Raw genomic sequence first — 16,585 nt, forward strand, 5'->3', positions numbered from 1 at the left:
CGCCGCGTTGCCGCCGGGGAGCGGACTCCGGGGGCCGACGATGATCGCCCGCGCGCTGGGGCTGCTCGCCGGCGTCGCCGCGGACGCCGTGCTGGGCGACCCGCGGCGCGGGCATCCCGTGGCCGCGTTCGGCGCGTGGGCGTCCTGGCTTGAGGGCCGCCTCTACGCGGACTCTCGCCCGCGGGGCGCCGCGTTCACGGCCGCCGCCCTGGCGCCCGTCGCCACGCTGGGGCTGGTCGCCGAGCGCGCGACGGCCGGACGCCCGGTCGCCGCTGCGACGGTCACGGCCGCCGCCACCTGGGCCGTCCTCGGCGCCCGCAGCCTGCGCACGGAGGGCCTGGCCATGGCCGACCGGCTCGCCTCCGGCGACGTGGACGCCGCCCGAGCCCAGCTGCCCCACCTGTGCGGGCGCGACCCGCGCGCGCTCGACGCGCCCGAGCTGGCCCGCGCCACGGTCGAGTCGCTGGCGGAGAACACCGCCGACGGCGCCGTCGCCTCGCTGGCGTGGGGGGCGCTGGCCGGCGTGCCGGGGCTGCTCGTGCACCGCGGGGCGAACACGTTGGACGCCATGGTCGGGCACCGCTCGCCGCGCTACGCCCGGTTCGGGACGGCGTCCGCGCGGCTCGACGACGCCCTCGACTGGCTCCCCGCACGGATCACCGGCGCCCTGGCCTGCGCCGCCGCGCCGCTGGTCGGCGGGTCCAGCGGCCGCGCCTGGCACGTGATGCGCCGCGACGCCCGTGACCACCCGAGCCCCAACGGCGGCTGGTGCGAGGCGGCGTGGGCCGGCGCGCTGGGCGTCCGGCTGGGCGGGGCCAACGTCTACGGCGACCACGTCGAGGTGCGTGGCACCCTCGGCGATGCCGACGCGCCCCGGCCCGACGCCGCGGCCGTCAGGAAGGCGTCCCGCTTAGTCACCTGGGTGACGGCCGCCGCGACGCTGCTCGCCGGGGCGGCGGTGGCGCGGCCGGGCCGGGTCGCCCCCGATCGGCGCCGGGCTCGACCGTCCCGCCTCGGGCACTCCGGGCGTCCCGGTGGCGTGGGCGAGCGGTGCAGGCGGGCCGTCAGATGACGGGCATCCTCATCGCGGGCACCTCGTCGGACGCGGGAAAGTCCCTCGTCGTCACGGGGCTGTGCCGTGCGCTGGCCCGCCGCGGCGTCCGGGTGGCGCCCTTCAAGGCGCAGAACATGTCGAACAACTCGATGGTGTGCCCGGACGGCGCCGAGATCGGCCGTGCGCAGTACCTGCAGGCGCAGGCGGCGGGCGTGGAGCCGTCAGCGCTGCTGAACCCGGTGCTGCTCAAGCCGGGCACCGACCGGCGCGCGTTCGTCGTGCTGCGCGGGCGTCCGGACGGCGTCCTCGAGGCGGGACAGTACGCCACCGGGCGGCGGCACCTCGCGGAGTCGGCCTTCGCCGCCTACCGCGAGCTCGCCGCCGCGCACGATCTCGTCGTCGTCGAGGGAGCGGGCTCGCCCGCCGAGATCAACCTGCGCGACGGCGACTACGTGAATATGGGTCTGGCCAGGGAGTTCGGCCTCCCCGTCGTCGTCGTCGGGGACATCGACCGCGGCGGCGTCCTCGCCAGCCTCTACGGCACCTGGGCGCTGCTCGGCGACGACGACCGCGCGCTGCTGGCCGGCTACGTCATCAACAAGTTCCGCGGCGACCGGTCCGTCCTCGAACCGGGGCTCGCCGAGATCAGCCGCCGCACCGGCCTGCCCTGCCTGGGCGTGCTCCCGTGGCTCGCCGGCGTGTGGCTCGACGGCGAGGACGCCCTGCGCGTCGACCGTTGGGACGCCGCCGAGCCCGCGCCGGACGACCTGCGTGTCGCCGTGGTGCGGCTGCCCCGGATCTCGAACGCCACCGACGTGGACGCCCTCGCGCACGAGCCCGGCGTCCGCGTCGAGGTCACCGAGGACGCGTCCGTCGCCGCGTCCGCCGACCTGCTCGTGCTGCCCGGCAGCCGCGCGACCGTCGACGATCTCGCCTGGCTGCGCGAGCGCGGTCTGGCCGACGCCGTCCTGGCACGGCATGCGCGGGGCCGGCCGACGCTGGGCATCTGCGGCGGCTACGAGATGCTGGCCGAGCGCATCGTCGACGACGTCGAATCCGGCGCCGGCGCGGTGCCGGGGCTCGGGGTGCTGCCCATCGAGGTCACCTTCGCCGACAAGGTGACCACGAGGGCGTCCTATCGCTGGGAGGGCCTGGACGTGCCCGGCTACGAGATCCACCACGGACGCTGCGTGCCCCTCGCCGGCTCGGGCCGGCTCGTGCGTCCCGCCGGGCACGAGGATCCGCTCGCCCACCCCGCCGGGCACGGGGATCCAGCGCCCTTCCTCGACGGCTGGCGGGTCGGCCCCACGTTCGGGACCATGCTGCACGGGAGCCTCGAGGACGATGCGTTCCGCCGCGCGTTCCTCACCCGGCTCGCGCACGACGCCGGCCACCCGTGGCGTCCCCGGCCGGCACCGGGGTATGGCGCGGCCCGCGAGGCCATGATCGAGACGCTCGCCGACGCCGTCGAGGAACACGTCGACCTCGACGCGGTCCTGAGGCTGGCCGCCGGAGCCGGCCGCAGGACGCCCGGCCGCCCGGCAGCGCCCGGAGAGCGAACGAGGCGTCCCGCCCGACCAGACCAGAAGGAGGACCGATGAGCCACGGCGTCCCGCCGGCGGGTCGTGCCGGACAGAGCGGACGCGAGCTGCGCCTGGCGCCGCGGCTGATCGTCCACACCGGCGACGGCAAGGGCAAATCCACCGCCGCGTTCGGGATGGCGCTGCGCGGCTGGGCGCAGGGGTGGTCGATCGGGGTGTTCCAGTTCGTGAAGTCCGCCAAGTGGCGCACGGGCGAGCGGGCCGCTTTCGCCGCGCTGGACGAACACCACCGCCGCACCGGGGAAGGCGGCCCCGTCGAGTGGCAGTCGCTCGGCGCGGGCTGGACGTGGCTGCGCTCGACGGCGGGCGTCGACCAGGCCGCGCTGGCCCGGGCCGGCTGGGAGCGCGTCGCCGGACAGTTGGCCGCTGAGGCCCACCAGCTCTACGTCCTCGACGAGTTCACCTACGTCCTCGCCAACGGCTGGGTCGGCACCGAGGAGGTGCTCGCCGCGCTGGCGTCCCGGCCCGGCACCCAGCACGTCGTCATCACCGGACGCCGCGCCCCGGCCGAGCTGATCGAGGCCGCCGACCTCGTGAGCGACGTCCACAAGCTGAAGCACCCGTTCGACGGCGGCGCCAAGGGCCAGCCGGGGATCGAGTGGTGATGCCCGGACCGACCGTGCCGCCGCCGGCGCCCGTCCCGCGGATCGTCCTCGCCGCGCCGGGCTCGGGCGCCGGCAAGACCACCGTCAGCTTCGGGCTGATGGCCGCGCTCGGGGCCGCGGGCGACCGGGTCGCGCCGTTCAAGGTCGGCCCCGACTACATCGACCCGGGCTACCACGCCCTCGCCACCGGACGCCCCGGCCGCAACCTCGACCCCTACCTCTGCGGCGAGGACCTGATGGCCCCGCTGCTGCTGCACGGTGCCGCGGGCGCGGACGTCGCGGTGATCGAGGGGGTCATGGGTCTGTACGACGGACGCCTCGGCGAGACCCCCGGCCGCGGCGGCCATCCGGTGCGCGGCTTCGGCTCCACCGCCCACGTCGCCACCCTGCTGGACGCCCCCGTGCTGCTCGTGCTGGACGCCGCGCACGCGTCCCGCACCACCGCGGCCGTCGCGCACGGCCTCGCCACGTACCCCGGCGCTCCCCGGATCGCCGGCGTCCTGCTGAACCGGGCCGGTTCCCCGCGCGCGATCGCCGAGACCGAGCGCGCGCTCGCCGACGTCGGCCTGCCGCTGTTCGGCGCGCTCCCCCGCACCCCCGACCTGGTCATCCCGTCGCGCCACCTGGGCCTGGTCACCGCCGCCGAGTGGCGCGACGCCCGCGAGGCGATCGAGGTCGCCGGCCGCGTCGTCGCCGACCACGTCGCCCTGGACGCCGTGCGCGCGCTCGCCGCGTCCGCCCCCGTCCTCGACGTCGGGCCCTGGGACCCGGCCGCCGTCACCACGCGCGTCCCCGGCCGGCCCCGCGTCGCCGTCGCCGGCGGCCGCGCTTTCACGTTCCGGTACGCCGAGACCACCGAGCTGCTGGACGCCGCCGGCTGCGACGTCGTCGCGTTCGACCCGCTCGCCGACGACGCGCTGCCCGCCGGGACGTCCGCGCTCTACCTCGGCGGTGGTTTCCCCGAACTGCACGCCGAGGACCTCGCCGGCAACGCGCCGCTGCGCGAGGACATCCGCGCCGCAGTGGCCGCCGGCCTGCCCACCTACGCCGAATGCGCCGGGCTGCTCTATCTGGCGCGCACCCTGGACGGGCTACCGATGGCCGGGGCGCTGCCGGTGGACGCCCGGATGGCCCCGCGGCTGACGCTCGGTTACCACGAGGCCGTCGCGGCGTCCGACTCGGTGGTCACCCGGGCGGGCGAACGCGTCCGTGCGCACGAGTTCCACCGCACGGTGACCGAACCCTCCGCCGACGGCCCCGACGCGGACGCCTCGCCGCCCATCCCGGCGCTCGGCACCGCGTGGACGGTCGCCGATCCCGCCCGCGGCCTCGCGGCTCACCCGGAGGGCTCCGCCGGGCCGAGCGTCCTGGCGTCCTACCAGCACGTCCACTGGGCCGGCCACCCGCGGCTCGCCCAGCGGTTCGCCGACGCGGCCGCCGCCTTCGCCTCCTCCGGCACCTCCTGGACGCCGCGGGCCGCGGTCCGGACGCCCCCGCCCGACCTGGACCACCACGGGGACGCCGACCTGCGCCCCGGCGCGGTCGACCTCGCGGTCAACGTCCGCGAAGGCGCCCCGCCCGACTGGCTCGTCCGCGCCGTGGTCGCCGACCCGGACGCCTGGGCGGCCTACCCCGACCCGACGCGAGCCCGGGACGCCCTGGCGACCCGGCACGGCGTCGACCCCGCGTGCGTCCTGCCGGCCGCTGGCGGCGCGGAGGCGTTCGCCCTGATCGCCCGGGCCCTGACCCCGGCCGTCCCCGTCGTCGTCCACCCGCAGTTCACCGAGCCGGAGGCGGCGCTCCGCGAGGCCGGCGCGCGCGTCCGGCGGGTCTACCTGTGCCCCGCCGCCGGCTTCGCCCTCGACCCGTCGCTCGTCCCATCACGCGCCGACCTCGTCGTCGTGGGGAACCCGACGAACCCGACCGGCGTCCTGCACCCGGCCTCGGCGCTGCAGTCACTGCGCCGCCCCGGCCGCACGCTCGTGGTCGACGAGGCCTTCATGGACTTCGTGCCCGGCGAGCCGGAGTCGCTGATAAGCGGCGACCTCACGGGGCTGCTCGTGGCGCGGTCGCTGACGAAGATGTGGGGCATCGCCGGGCTGCGCGCCGGCTACGTCGTCGGCGATCCCGCCCTGATCGAGCGGCTCGCCGCGCAGCAGGGACCGTGGGCGGTCCCGACCCCAGCGCTCGACGCGATGATCGCCTGCAGCACCCCGGAGGCGCTCGCCGAGGCGGACGCCGTGGCAACCCGCGTCGAGGCCGACCGAGCCCACCTCGTCGCCGCTCTCGGCGAGGCCGGCTACCGCGTGCCGGGCGACCCGAGGACGCCGTTCGTCCTCGTGGACACCGCGCCCGCGGGCCCGGCGTCGGTGCGCCAACCGCTGCTGGACGCCGGGTTCGCCGTCCGTCGCGGCGAGACGTTCCCCGGCCTGGGGCCGTCCTGGGTCAGGGTCGCCGTCCGCTCACCGGAGACGTCGCTGGCCTTGGCGCGGGCGCTGGAGACGCTCCGGCTGCACCGCGAGGACGCCTGACCGACGCGAACGCCTGCTCAGCCGCCCAGGATCTGGTTGGTGACGTTGCGCATGTTCACCACGGCCTCGACGGTGCTCGGTGCGGTGAGGCCGACGATCGCCTCCGAGGACTCCTCCGCGTAGGCGACGGTGGCGCCGTTGCGGATCAGCAGGTACACCGTGCCGCCGGGACGGTCGGTCCACTTGTCACCCTGCTTGCCCTGCATCACGTAGTTGACGCGGTAGCCGACGCCGCCGGCCGTCTTCACCGGCTGCACCACGTTGGCGTAGCGGTTCTCGGTGTCCTGCGCGTCGGGGCCGCGGAACGGGCAACCGCGCTCGCCGGTCGCGACGTCCTCGACGTAGCGAAGGGCCGTCGCCTCGTCGCCGAACACGATCGCGCCCTCGATCTGCAGCATCTCCGGCCCGTCCTTCTCCAGGAAGCGGCTCGACCGGCGGCCGTCCAGCGACGGCGGACGGTTGCACAGCGACAGCACCGGGGCGTTCCGCGACTCGGCGTAGCCGTCCTGGCCCTCGTGCGGGAGCTTCACGCCGGCGGGCAGCGTCCCGAGGCTCGCCGGGACGGTCGCCGGGGCATCCACGGGGGTCGGGGACGGCGACGCGGGCGCCGAGGGCTGCGTCGGGCTCGGCGTGCTCGCCGTGTCCGTCTGGGTCGGCGTCGGTGACGGGGACGGCGTGGCCGTCACCGTCGTGGTCTGCGTGACGGTCGGCTGCGGGGTCTCGGTGGTCTGCGTGTCGGTGGGCGCAGGCATCTGCGGCGTGGTCGGGGCCGTCTCGGTCGGGCTCTGGGCCGGCATCGACGGGACGCTCGGCGTGGCCGTCCCGGCCGTCCCCTGAGAGCAGCCGGCCAGGGCCAACGACGTCAGCGCCGCGAGGACGCCGGTCTTCAATACGCGACGAGCGTGGGCGTGGGTCATCGGGTCTCTTCTCGTCCGGCGGGTGTGTGCCGACAATAACGGCTCGGCCGCCCAACGCGCGCTGGCTGGCGTCATGCCCGCCCTGACGGATACGTTCTGACGCCGACGCGCGTTGTCACGCTCAGGCCAGACGGCGTCCGCGTCAGCCGATGAAAGGAAATCTGTGACGAACACCACCAGCACGCCCGTCGTCGAGGGCATGGGGGCGATCCCGACCTCCTCGGGCACCGGCTTCCGGGTCTGGGCGCCCAACGCCGACTCGGTCGCCGTCTTCGGGGAGTTCAACGACTGGTCGACGGACGCCGACCCGCTCACCAGCGAGGGAAACGGCTACTGGTACGGCTTCGTCCCGGCCGCGAAGACCGGCGACGAGTACAAGTTCTGGCTCACCAACGGCGAAGACTCCTTCGCCCGCGTCGACCCGTACGCCCGCCAGGTCACCAACTCGATCGGCAACGGCATCATCTACGACCACGCCTCCTTCGACTGGGAGGGCGACTCCGCGAACTGCCCGCCGCACCACGAGCTCGTCATCTACGAGATGCACGTCGGCTCGTTCGCCACCGGCGAGGGCGACGTCGGCCGCTTCGACGACGTCATCGGCAAGCTCGACTACCTCAAGTCGCTCGGAATCAACGCCATCCAGGTGATGCCGGTCACCGAGTTCGCCGGCGACCGCTCCTGGGGCTACAACCCGGCGCACATCTTCGCCGTCGAGAGCGGCTACGGCGGCCCGGACGCCTACAAGACCCTCATCAAGGAGGCGCACCGCCGCGGGCTCGCCGTCATCCAGGACGTCGTCTACAACCACTTCGGTCCCTCCGACCTCGACCTGTGGACGTTCGACGGCTGGAGCGACAACGGCAAGGGCGGCATCTACTTCTACAACGATGACCGCAGCGCCACTCCCTGGGGCGACACCCGGCCCGATTACGGACGCGGCGAGGTGCGTCAGTTCATCCGCGACAACGCGATGATGTGGCTCGCGGACTACCACCTGGACGGCCTGCGCTTCGACATGACGCCCTACATGCGCAGCGTCTCGGGCGGCGGCTTCGACCTGGCCGAGGGCTGGCAGCTGATGCGCTGGATCACCGACTCCGTCCGCGAGGAGTTCCCCGGCCGCATCACGATCGCCGAGGACCTGCACGGCTACGACCGCCTCACCGGCCGCGACGACGACGGCGCCGGCTTCCACGCCCAGTGGGACGGCGAGTTCGTCCACCCCGTTCGGCAGGCCATCATCACCCCGTCGGACGATGTGCGCTCGCTGTCGACGATCGCGGACGCCATCCGGCACGACTACAACGGCGACGGCTTCCAGCGCGTCATCTACACCGAGTCGCACGACGATGTCGCGAACGGCTCGGCGCGGGTGCCGAACGAGATCGACCCCGGCGACGAAACCGGCTGGTGGGCGCAGAAGCGCTCGACGATCGGCGGCGCGCTGGTGATGACGTCGCCGGGTATCCCGATGATCTTCCAGGGACAGGAGGCGCTGGAGGGCGGCTGGTTCTCCGACACCGACCCGATCGACTGGGACCGCAACGCGAACTTCTCCGGTATCGCCCGCCTCTACCAGGACCTGATCGATCTGAGGCTCAACCGCGGCGGCGTCACGCGCGGGCTCACGGGCCACGGCCTCAACGTCTTCCACGTCAACGAGGACGCCAACGTCATCGCCTTCCAGCGCTGGGCCGAGCACGGCCCCGGCGACGACATCCTCGTGGTCGTGAACCTGCACCACGAGCCGCGCGAGAGGTACCGCGTCGGCGTCCCCAGCGGCGGGCTGTGGAAGCTGCGCTTCAACAGCGATGCGTCCCTGTACAGCTCGATCTTCGGCGACTACGACAGCTTCGATTTCGAGCCGTTCGACGAGGACGAGGACGGCATGGCGCTCCACACCGATCTCAACATCGGGCCCTACACCGTCCTGATCTACAGCCAGGACCCGGCCTGACGCGGTCTCCTCGCCGCCCGATCTTGAGGACGCCTACCGGTCCGAGGCGTCCCCCGATGACCCGCCGCCGCGGCGTCCCGGACGCGGAAGCGCCCCCGAACCGGGTGGTTCGGGGGCGCTGGCCGGGTTGAACTCGATCGACCACCCTCACTCGCGCACGCTCTGCGGCGCGGCGACGGACAGCCGGGCGCGTCAGCTCACACGCGCGGCGGCTCGGGGGTGTCGGTCGGGTGCTCGTCGACGGGCGCGTCGGCGATGACGGTCTCCTCGATGACCTCCTGCTCGAGCGGGACCTCGCCGCTCGCCTTCGCCGGGTCGGTCGCGGCCTTCTCCTCGGCGACGGTCTGCGGGTCGGCGTCCACGTCGTCGAAGTCGAACGGGCCGCGGCCGTCCTTCGGCTGCGCGGCGGCCGGCGGGCGGTTCATCAGGTTGCGGCCGCGCTCGGCCATGTCGCGGTAGCCCTTGGTGGCCTCCTCGACGAAGCGGTTCACCTGCTCGGAGAGCTGGTCGAGGAACTGCTTCCCAGCGGGATCCCCCGTGTTGTTCGGGTGCGTCTCCTGGTACTGGGTCTTCTGGTTCTCGAAGAACGCCTTGGCCTTGTCGGCCACCGTGTTGGCGAAACCGGCGGCAGCGTAGGCGGTCTCCGACGCGAACTTCATGGCCTGTTCGCCCAGCTTCTCGGTGTCGAGGCGGCCGCCGTTGTTCTGGTCGCCCGTGGTGCCGCGCTCCGCGCCGCCCTCGGTGTCGTCCAGGCGCGACTCGTCGACGCGCGGCTGCTCGTTCTTGGTGTTGTCGAAGTTGTTCTGCTCGGTCATCCGATTACTCCTTGGTTCGGGCCGGTGGGTGGTTCCGGCTGATTCTGCTCGTCGTGCTGGATCATGCCCGGCTCACCCCTGGGTTCCGTCACGTTGCCCGGAGCCGGAGATGAACGCCGTATAAATCTCGAGGAGCGCCTGCTTCTGTGCTTCAGACAGCCGACCGTCGTTGCGGATCGCGCCGGGCACCGACGTGGACCGCTCCTGTCCGGGGTCGAGCAGGCCGGCGCGTTGGAACAGGGTCTCTGCGGACACCGACAGTGCGGTGGCCAGACTCTGCAACACCTCGGCGGACGGCTTGCGCAGCCCCCGTTCGATCTGACTGACATAGGGATTCGAGATCCCGGCGCGCTCGGCCAGTTGGCGTAACGACATCTCCGCCGCGCGACGCTGGGAGGCGATGAACTCGCCGAGAGTGGCGCGCTGGGCCGCCTCGTCCTCGGTTCGCTCGTCGTCTTCCATGCCCACCATGGTGCTAGCAAGAGTTAGCAGATACAACCCCTCGGACGCCAGGGTTGGCCCTGGAGGAACCCTGACTTGCCCCGTCGCCGCCTCGAACCGACGCCGAGCCGCTAGCCATCGTTAGCAAACCGAGATCCGGGATGACCACCCCGGCATTGGTCGGTTGCGAAGACCGCGGAGGCTGCGGTTAGCTAGAAAAACGTCTCCCACCCTTTTGGTACCGAGGAGCAGCCATGGCCGATCGTCGCCGGATCGTCAAACGACTCGCAATCGGGTGCGGCGGGCTGCTCGCGTTGGTGGTGAACGCGGCCGTCGTGCTGATGTTCTTCAACCCGTGGGCGCCCAAGGTCACCGTCACCGATCCCGGTCAGGGTGGCACGCGCATCACCGAGAACGGCCTGCTCGGCAACTACTACCCAGCCGTAGGCGCCGAGCGCCGGCCCGGCGTCCTCGTGTTCGGCGGCTCCGAAGGCGGGCTGAGCCAGGGCAGCGACCGCATCGCTCGTACGCTCAGCAAGGAGGGATTCTCCGCGCTGGCGATCTCCTACTGGGGCGGCCCCGGCCAGAACCCGCGCATGGAGAAGGTGCCTCTGGAGACCTTCGACACCGCGCTCGGCTGGCTGGGCCGGCAGCCGAGCGTGGATCCGCAGCGGCTCGGGATCATGGGCGCTTCCAAGGGCGGCGAGGCGTCGCTGCTCGTCGCGTCCCGCAACCCGCAGGTTCGAGCGGCCGTGGGCTACGTCCCGTCCAGCGTGGTCTGGCAGGGGTTCGACCAGGCGCAGCCCTGGCGGATGGCGTTCGGGATGGAGTCCACCTGGAGCGCCGGCGGCCAGCCCGTGCCGCCGCTGCCGTACAGCAGCCGGTACCGCGGCGGCGACCTGGTCGACCTCTACCGCATGTCGCTGGAGGACAACCTCGCCGCGCACCCCGAGGCCGTCATCCCTGTCGAGAAGGCGCGAGGCCCTCTGCTGCTGATCTGCGGCGAGAAGGACACGATGTGGCCGTCGTGCGCGATGTCCGCCGACGTGAAGAAGCGCGCCACCGAGCATGGCCACCCCGCGGTCACGGTGCTCGCCTACGCGGACGCCGGGCACATGATCTTCGGGCCGCCGGTGCCGACGAACATCGAGTTCTACGACAAGCTCGGCGTGCTCGGCGGGACGCCGGACGCGAACAACGCGGCCGCGGCCGACAGCTGGCCCAAGGTGGTCACGTTCCTGACCAGGCAGCTGAAGTCCTGAGGACGCCTCAGGCGTCTGGGCTGCTCCGGTGCTTGCGGCGCGCCGGCGGCAGCCCTTGCTTGGCCAGGCCGGCGCGCGCGGTCAGTCGGTAGCGCGTGAGACGGGTGAGCAGGGGGTAGGGGATCTCGCGGTCATCCGGGCCGGGCCAGTCGGCGTCCAGTTGCTCACTGACGGCGTCCAGCCGTCGGCGTTTGGCCTCGTCGGATGCGGTGCGCCAATAGCTGAACGTCGTCACCAGGTCGCGCAGGTCGCGCTTGGAGATCGGCCGCGTCCAGGCGACGACGTGCTCCTCGCGCGGCTGCAGGTCGGGGTGCAGGAACCGCGGGAGCCGTCGCGTCACGGCCCGTCGCTGCTTGAGGCCGCGCTGCGCGAGTTGGTACCGGGCGACCCAGTCCACCTCGGTGTCGGCGTCGTTCCACAACATGGCGAGCGTCCCGCCGGGCCGAAGCAGGCGCAGCGCCTCGACGGCTGCGGCCGCGTGGTCCGTCCAGTGCCAGGACTGGCCGTAGCAAACGGCGTCCACGCAGGCGTCCGGCAGGCCCGTGCGCTCCCCCGTCGCCCGGACGCGGCGGGCCTCGGGATGCAGCGCCGCCAACGTCGCGAGCATCGGCTCGGACGGCTCCACGGCGACCACCCGGTGCCCCGCGGCGAGCAGCGCCGCAGTGAGCTTGCCGGTGCCGGCGCCGACGTCCGCGACGTCGCTGGGCGACTCCAGCAGCCAACCGATCGCCTCGTCCGGGTAGCCGGGACGCAGCGCGTCGTAACGGTCGGCGTCCGTGTCGAACGGGCCGGGGCTGGGGGCGTCCACCGGGTCATCATGCCAACCCCGCGGACGCTGGCGCGGGACGGCACCCTCGGCGGGAATGTCCGGGGCCGGTCGCTGGTTAGGCTGAAGGAACGAGGAGGTGGTGCCGATGTTCGGCATGACGAGGCAGGTCGATCCGCGGGTCGCGCTCAAGGGCCGTGACGAGTCGGTGCTGGGCACGTGTGTGCACGAGATCTACGGCACGGACGTGCGGGAGGTCCCGCAGGGATCGCAGGTCGCGTACTTCGCGCTGGGGTGCTTCTGGGGCGCCGAGAAGGAGTACTGGGAGCGCACGGGCGTGACGTCCACGGCCGTCGGGTACATGGGCGGGTTCACCCCGAACCCCACCTACGAAGAGGTCTGCTCCGGACGCACCGGGCATGCCGAGACCGTCCGGGTGTGTTTTGACCCCGAGCGCATCAGCTACGCCGATCTGGTGCGGGTGTTCTTCGAGGTGCACGACCCCACACAGGGCATGCGCCAAGGCAACGACATCGGCACGCAGTACCGCTCGGCGATCTACACCACGGATGACGAGCAAGCCGAGACGGTGCAGCGCGTCCGCGACGAGTTCCAGCAGGCGTTCTCGGAGGCCGGCTACGGCGAGATCACCACGGAGGTCGCCCCGGCCGGCGAGTTCTATTTCGCTGAGTGCTACCACCAGCAGTACCTGAACAAGAACCCGGGTGGTTACTGCCCGAACCACTCGACCGGGGTGAGGGTGCGGGAAGGTTGGCAGTCCGAGCCGACGCGGGTCCACGATCTCCTCGACGAGGACAAGTTTCGGGACAGCTAGTCGCAAAAAGACCGGCGTGATGCTAGCGTGACCTTCTCGCGGACAAGGGTGTCGTGTCCGCTGTCACTACCCCTTGACCAAAGAAGGCACGACCTCATGTCGCACAGCGTCAACGAACCCACCCAGCCGCCGTACCCGCCGCGAAACCAGCCCCCGTACCCGCCGCAGAACCAGCCGCCCTACCCGCAGCAGAACCGGCCGCCCTACCCGCCCAATCACCGTGATGCGAAGGCACAAGCGAAGGCTGCGAGGGCTTACGCCAAGTCGACGCGGCCCTGGTACGCCAAGAAGCGCACGTGGCTTCTCGGACTTCTCGCGCTCCTTTTCATCGTCGGCATCTTCCAGATGGGCAATGGTGGAGACGCTCCGGCACAGACCAACGCTCCGGCCAACAACGCGCCTGCTACCACTCCCGCGGCTGCTCCGCTCGTGGTCACCGCGGACAAGCTGCTTCGCGACCTCGAAGCGAACGCTCTCAAGGCCAACAACACCTACATCGATAAGAGGGTGAAGGTGACCGGCAAGGTCGACAACATCGACGCCCAAGGTGCGTACTTCAGCATTGGCCCCAGGAATGGACGCATAAGCTTCCACAGCATCCTCATGAACATCGAGCCTGATCTGAAGGACAAGGTCGCCAATCTCAAAGACGGCCAGTCTGTGACCGCCATCGGCACGGTCACGGACGTCGGTGAAGTGATGGGATACGCCATCGATGTGGAGAGCATCGGCTAGGGCGTGTCTCCCGAATCTGCGGTGGGTGTCGGCGAAGGTGATCGCATGTCGCGGAAGCTGGGCGCGCCCCGGTCCTGCCGAGCCGGCTAAGCAGTGCGCCATCGAGCACATGCCGCCAGCTACGTGTAGACGATTCCGTCTACACAGGCCTATCCTCGTTGCATGATACAGACCACGACGATCAGGGTGAGTAAGAGCACGCAGGCCCAGATCGCGCTCCTTGCCGACAAGCGGCACGAGACCGTGGACCAGACCGTCAGGGCGGCCCTGCGGGCGCTTCGTCAGGATGCGATGGCGGTTGACCTGTCGACCGACCTCGAAGAGGACGAGTCGGAGTGGCTCGATGCTGACGCCGGGTGACGTCGTCGAGGTGGACCTCGGCACGCCTATTGGCAGCGAAGCCGGCCTTCGCCGCCCGGCCATCGTCGTCACAGCGGGACGAATCCTGTGCGGCGGCCCGAACGTCGTCCAGGTCGTGCCACTGACCCGCACGATCCGCCGAGGCAGCGTCGAGGTGCGCGTCGAGCCTGACGAAGGGAATCGTCTCTGGGCCCCTTCAGCCGCTCAGTGTCAGCACGTGCGCTCCGTGGCCATGAGCCGCATCGTCGCTCAACAAGGCAATGTCGGTGCCGTCATCCTCGGCGAGGTCCGCGAAACCATCGCGCTCCTCATCGACCTCTGACGCGCGCGCTCATGCCGCTGTCGGTTTACATGTGGTCGAGGGTGTACTCGGGGCTGGCGAGCTCTCCGCCCTGGGGGGTGCCTGGGAGCGGAGAGACGTCGGGGCCGAGGATCGCGCTGGCGCAAGAAGATCGGTCGAGCTTCAGTTCTTTTCGTGGTCGACGGGAAACCCCGGGGATTGCGTACCTGGGCCACGCCGCGGGGCAGCAGGGCCGAGCATGGGTGGTCAGCTGCCGCTCAGGCGTCCAGCGCGTCTTTCTCATCGGCGGTGAACAGCCGGCTGCGGGTCAGGAACCGCTTGCCCGTCGGCCCCTCCAACGAGAAGCCCGCGCCGCGTCCGGGGACGACGTCGATCGTCAGGCGGGTGTGCTTCCAGGCGGCGAACTGGCTGCGGGAGATCCACACCTGCACGGGGTCGATGTCAGGGATGTGTACGTCGCCGAGGTGGACGTCGGAGTCCCCGGTGAGGAAGTCGCCCTCCGGGTAGCACATCGGGGCGGAGCCATCACAGCAGCCGCCGGACTGATGGAACATCACGGGGCCGTGCTGGGCCACCAGTTCGACGATGAGCGCCGCCGCCGCGGGCGTGACGGCCACCCGGGCGGGCCCCTGCGTCGGGAGTTCGGTGTACCCGGCGGCCGGGGGAGGACACATCTCCCCCGGCGCGGGCGTCGTCGGTTCGGTCATCGGCTCAGAAGAAGCCGAGCTTATCCGGCGAGTAGGAGACGAGCAGGTTCTTCGTCTGCTGGTAGTGGTCGAGCATCATGAGGTGGTTCTCGCGGCCGATGCCAGACTGCTTGTAGCCACCGAACGCGGCGTGCGCCGGGTAGTGGTGGTAGCAGTTCGTCCACACGCGCCCGGCCTTGATGGCCCGGCCCATCGTGTAGGCGCGGTGGGTGCTGCGCGACCAGACGCCGGCGCCCAGCCCGTAGAGGGTGTCGTTGGCGATCTGCAGCGCCTCGGCGTCGTCGGCGAACTTCGTCACCGAGACGACGGGGCCGAAGATCTCCTCCTGGAAGATGCGCATCGAGTTCACGCCCTCGAAGACCGTCGGCTCGATGTAGTAGCCGCCCGACAACTCACCGCCCAGGTCGACGGGATTGCCGCCGGTGAGGATCTTGGCGCCCTCCTGCTTGCCGATGTCGAGGTACGACATGATCTTCTCGTACTGGTCGTTGGACGCCTGCGCGCCCATCATCGTGTCGGTGTCGAGCGGATGACCCCGCTTGACCGCCTCGACGCGCTTGATGCCGTCCGCGACGAACTCGTCGTAGATCGACTCCTGGATGAGCGCGCGGCTGGGGCAGGTGCACACCTCTCCGTTGTTGAGCGCGAAGAAGGCGAAGCCCTCGAGCGCCTTGTCGTAGAAGGCGTCCTTCTTGTCGGCGATGTCCTCGAAGAAGACGTTCGGGCTCTTGCCGCCGAGCTCCAAGGTGACCGGGATGATGTTCTGGCTGGCGTACTGCATGATCAGCCGTCCGGTGGTGGTCTCGCCGGTGAACGCGATCTTGGCGATGCGGGGGTTTGATGCCAGCGGCTTGCCCGCCTCGACGCCGAAGCCGTTGACGATGTTGACCACGCCGGGCGGCAGCAGGTCGCCGATGAGCTCGATGAGTTTGAGGATCGACCACGGCGTCTGCTCGGCCGGCTTCAGCACGACGGCGTTGCCGGCGGCCAGCGCCGGGGCGAGCTTCCACACGCCCATCAGGATCGGGAAGTTCCACGGGATGATCTGGCCGACGACGCCGAGCGGCTCGTGGAAGTGGTAGGCGACGGTGTCCTCATCGAGCTGGCTGAGGCGGCCCTCCTGGGCGCGAATCGCGCCCGCGAAGTAGCGGAAGTGGTCGATCGCCAGCGGGATGTCGGCGTTCAGGGTCTCGCGGACGGCCTTGCCGTTGTCCCAGGTCTCGGCAACGGCGATGTCTTCGAGATTCTCCTCCATGCGGTCGGCGATCTTGTTCAGGATGACCGCGCGCTCGGCTGGGGACGTCTTGCCCCAGGCGTCCGCGGCCGCGTGCGCGGCATCGAGGGCTTTCTCGATGTCCTCGGCGGTGCCGCGGCCCACCTCGGTGAAGGCCTGCCCCGTGACAGGCGTGATGTTCTCGAAGTACTCGCCCTTGACCGGATCGACGAACTCGCCGCCGATGTAATGCCCGTAGCGAGATTTGACCTCAATGCCGGAATCGGAGGATCCCGGAGACGCATAGACGGTCATGACTGCTCCCCTCATTGGTGCGGTTGGCGGCACTGTGCCTTGCAAACGTCGTTCTGGCTAGGGGGCGAGAAGACTGTGACGTCATCGTCACCGCGGCGGCCCTTTCGGGTGTGCGCCGCCCGCGGGAGGGAAACCGCGGCTCGGGCCGTCCTACAGTGGGCTCGAAC

Annotated in this window: 16 protein-coding genes; 10 read left to right on the forward strand and 6 right to left on the reverse strand. The window is 71.4% G+C overall.

Features of this window, described 5'->3' with window-relative positions; all coding sequences use genetic code 11:
• The first annotated feature begins 40 nt into the window (after window positions 1-40).
• Genes BN1187_RS02265 through BN1187_RS02280 form a run of 4 tightly spaced genes read left to right on the forward strand, consistent with a single transcriptional unit; the run spans window position 41 to window position 5,791 of the window.
• Window positions 41-1,072 carry a cobalamin biosynthesis protein gene (locus BN1187_RS02265; protein ID WP_072041933.1) on the forward strand — a complete coding sequence of 344 codons (1,032 nt, stop codon included), beginning with the start codon at window positions 41-43 and terminating at the stop codon, window positions 1,070-1,072.
• The gene (locus BN1187_RS02270; RefSeq protein WP_082034541.1) at window positions 1,069-2,655 is read left to right on the forward strand and encodes a cobyric acid synthase; all 1,587 of its coding nucleotides are present in this window, start codon (window positions 1,069-1,071) and stop codon (window positions 2,653-2,655) included. Before BN1187_RS02265 ends, BN1187_RS02270 begins: the two co-directional genes overlap by 4 nt.
• Window positions 2,652-3,260: a cob(I)yrinic acid a,c-diamide adenosyltransferase gene (cobO, locus tag BN1187_RS02275; RefSeq protein ID WP_040158355.1), complete on the forward strand. Its 609-nt coding sequence runs from the start codon at window positions 2,652-2,654 to the stop codon at window positions 3,258-3,260. The genes BN1187_RS02270 and cobO overlap by 4 nt, the downstream gene beginning before the upstream one ends.
• On the forward strand, window positions 3,260-5,791 hold the full coding sequence (locus tag BN1187_RS02280) for a bifunctional hydrogenobyrinic acid a,c-diamide synthase/histidinol phosphate aminotransferase CobBC (protein ID WP_040158358.1): 2,532 nt from the start codon (window positions 3,260-3,262) through the stop codon (window positions 5,789-5,791). The genes cobO and BN1187_RS02280 overlap by 1 nt, the downstream gene beginning before the upstream one ends.
• Window positions 5,792-5,808: 17 nt before the next feature.
• Here the strand turns inward: BN1187_RS02280 and BN1187_RS14170 are convergent, their stop codons facing one another.
• Window positions 5,809-6,708, reverse strand: coding sequence for a hypothetical protein (locus tag BN1187_RS14170; protein WP_157754724.1), 900 nt, complete (start codon window positions 6,706-6,708; stop codon window positions 5,809-5,811).
• Between the two features lie 163 nt (window positions 6,709-6,871).
• Here BN1187_RS14170 and BN1187_RS02295 point away from each other — a divergent pair, with 163 nt between their 5' ends.
• Window positions 6,872-8,668, forward strand: coding sequence for an alpha-amylase family glycosyl hydrolase (locus BN1187_RS02295; protein WP_040158365.1), 1,797 nt, complete (start codon window positions 6,872-6,874; stop codon window positions 8,666-8,668).
• A 197-nt stretch (window positions 8,669-8,865) separates the two neighbouring features.
• Here the strand turns inward: BN1187_RS02295 and BN1187_RS02300 are convergent, their stop codons facing one another.
• Entirely contained in the window at window positions 8,866-9,483 is a 618-nt protein-coding gene (locus BN1187_RS02300) for a hypothetical protein (RefSeq protein ID WP_040158368.1), read from the reverse strand.
• Window positions 9,484-9,555: 72 nt separating this feature from the next.
• The gene (locus BN1187_RS02305; RefSeq protein WP_052462390.1) at window positions 9,556-9,945 is read right to left on the reverse strand and encodes a helix-turn-helix domain-containing protein; all 390 of its coding nucleotides are present in this window, start codon (window positions 9,943-9,945) and stop codon (window positions 9,556-9,558) included.
• Between the two features lie 233 nt (window positions 9,946-10,178).
• Here BN1187_RS02305 and BN1187_RS02310 point away from each other — a divergent pair, with 233 nt between their 5' ends.
• On the forward strand, window positions 10,179-11,186 hold the full coding sequence (locus BN1187_RS02310) for an acyl-CoA thioester hydrolase/BAAT C-terminal domain-containing protein (RefSeq protein WP_052462190.1): 1,008 nt from the start codon (window positions 10,179-10,181) through the stop codon (window positions 11,184-11,186).
• 7 nt (window positions 11,187-11,193) lie between these two features.
• On the opposite strand, the gene BN1187_RS02315 is transcribed toward BN1187_RS02310, so the two are convergent.
• Window positions 11,194-11,994, reverse strand: coding sequence for a class I SAM-dependent methyltransferase (locus BN1187_RS02315; RefSeq protein ID WP_052462193.1), 801 nt, complete (start codon window positions 11,992-11,994; stop codon window positions 11,194-11,196).
• Window positions 11,995-12,100: 106 nt separating this feature from the next.
• On the opposite strand from BN1187_RS02315, the gene msrA reads away from it, so the two are divergent.
• The 4 genes from msrA (at window position 12,101) to BN1187_RS02335 (ending at window position 14,204) form a co-directional block, all read left to right on the forward strand.
• The gene (gene msrA / locus BN1187_RS02320) at window positions 12,101-12,787 is read left to right on the forward strand and encodes a peptide-methionine (S)-S-oxide reductase MsrA (protein WP_082034542.1); all 687 of its coding nucleotides are present in this window, start codon (window positions 12,101-12,103) and stop codon (window positions 12,785-12,787) included.
• Window positions 12,788-12,883: 96 nt separating this feature from the next.
• The gene (locus tag BN1187_RS14555) at window positions 12,884-13,522 is read left to right on the forward strand and encodes an OB-fold putative lipoprotein (protein WP_218184552.1); all 639 of its coding nucleotides are present in this window, start codon (window positions 12,884-12,886) and stop codon (window positions 13,520-13,522) included.
• 162 nt (window positions 13,523-13,684) lie between these two features.
• Complete coding sequence (locus BN1187_RS02330; RefSeq protein WP_040158371.1) at window positions 13,685-13,882, forward strand: hypothetical protein; 198 nt, start codon at window positions 13,685-13,687, stop codon at window positions 13,880-13,882.
• Window positions 13,866-14,204, forward strand: coding sequence for a type II toxin-antitoxin system PemK/MazF family toxin (locus BN1187_RS02335; RefSeq protein WP_040158373.1), 339 nt, complete (start codon window positions 13,866-13,868; stop codon window positions 14,202-14,204). The genes BN1187_RS02330 and BN1187_RS02335 overlap by 17 nt, the downstream gene beginning before the upstream one ends.
• 236 nt (window positions 14,205-14,440) lie before the next feature.
• Here BN1187_RS02335 and BN1187_RS02340 read toward each other — a convergent pair whose 3' ends face one another.
• Both BN1187_RS02340 and exaC read right to left on the reverse strand, forming a co-directional pair.
• Window positions 14,441-14,890 carry a DUF779 domain-containing protein gene (locus tag BN1187_RS02340; RefSeq protein ID WP_082034452.1) on the reverse strand — a complete coding sequence of 150 codons (450 nt, stop codon included), beginning with the start codon at window positions 14,888-14,890 and terminating at the stop codon, window positions 14,441-14,443.
• Between the two features lie 4 nt (window positions 14,891-14,894).
• Window positions 14,895-16,418: an acetaldehyde dehydrogenase ExaC gene (gene exaC, locus BN1187_RS02345; protein WP_040158375.1), complete on the reverse strand. Its 1,524-nt coding sequence runs from the start codon at window positions 16,416-16,418 to the stop codon at window positions 14,895-14,897.
• Window positions 16,419-16,585 lie beyond the last annotated feature (167 nt).

It is taken from the genome of Nigerium massiliense, assembly GCF_000826085.1.
In the GTDB taxonomy this organism is placed as follows: Bacteria; Actinomycetota; Actinomycetes; order Propionibacteriales; family Propionibacteriaceae; genus Propioniciclava; species Propioniciclava massiliense.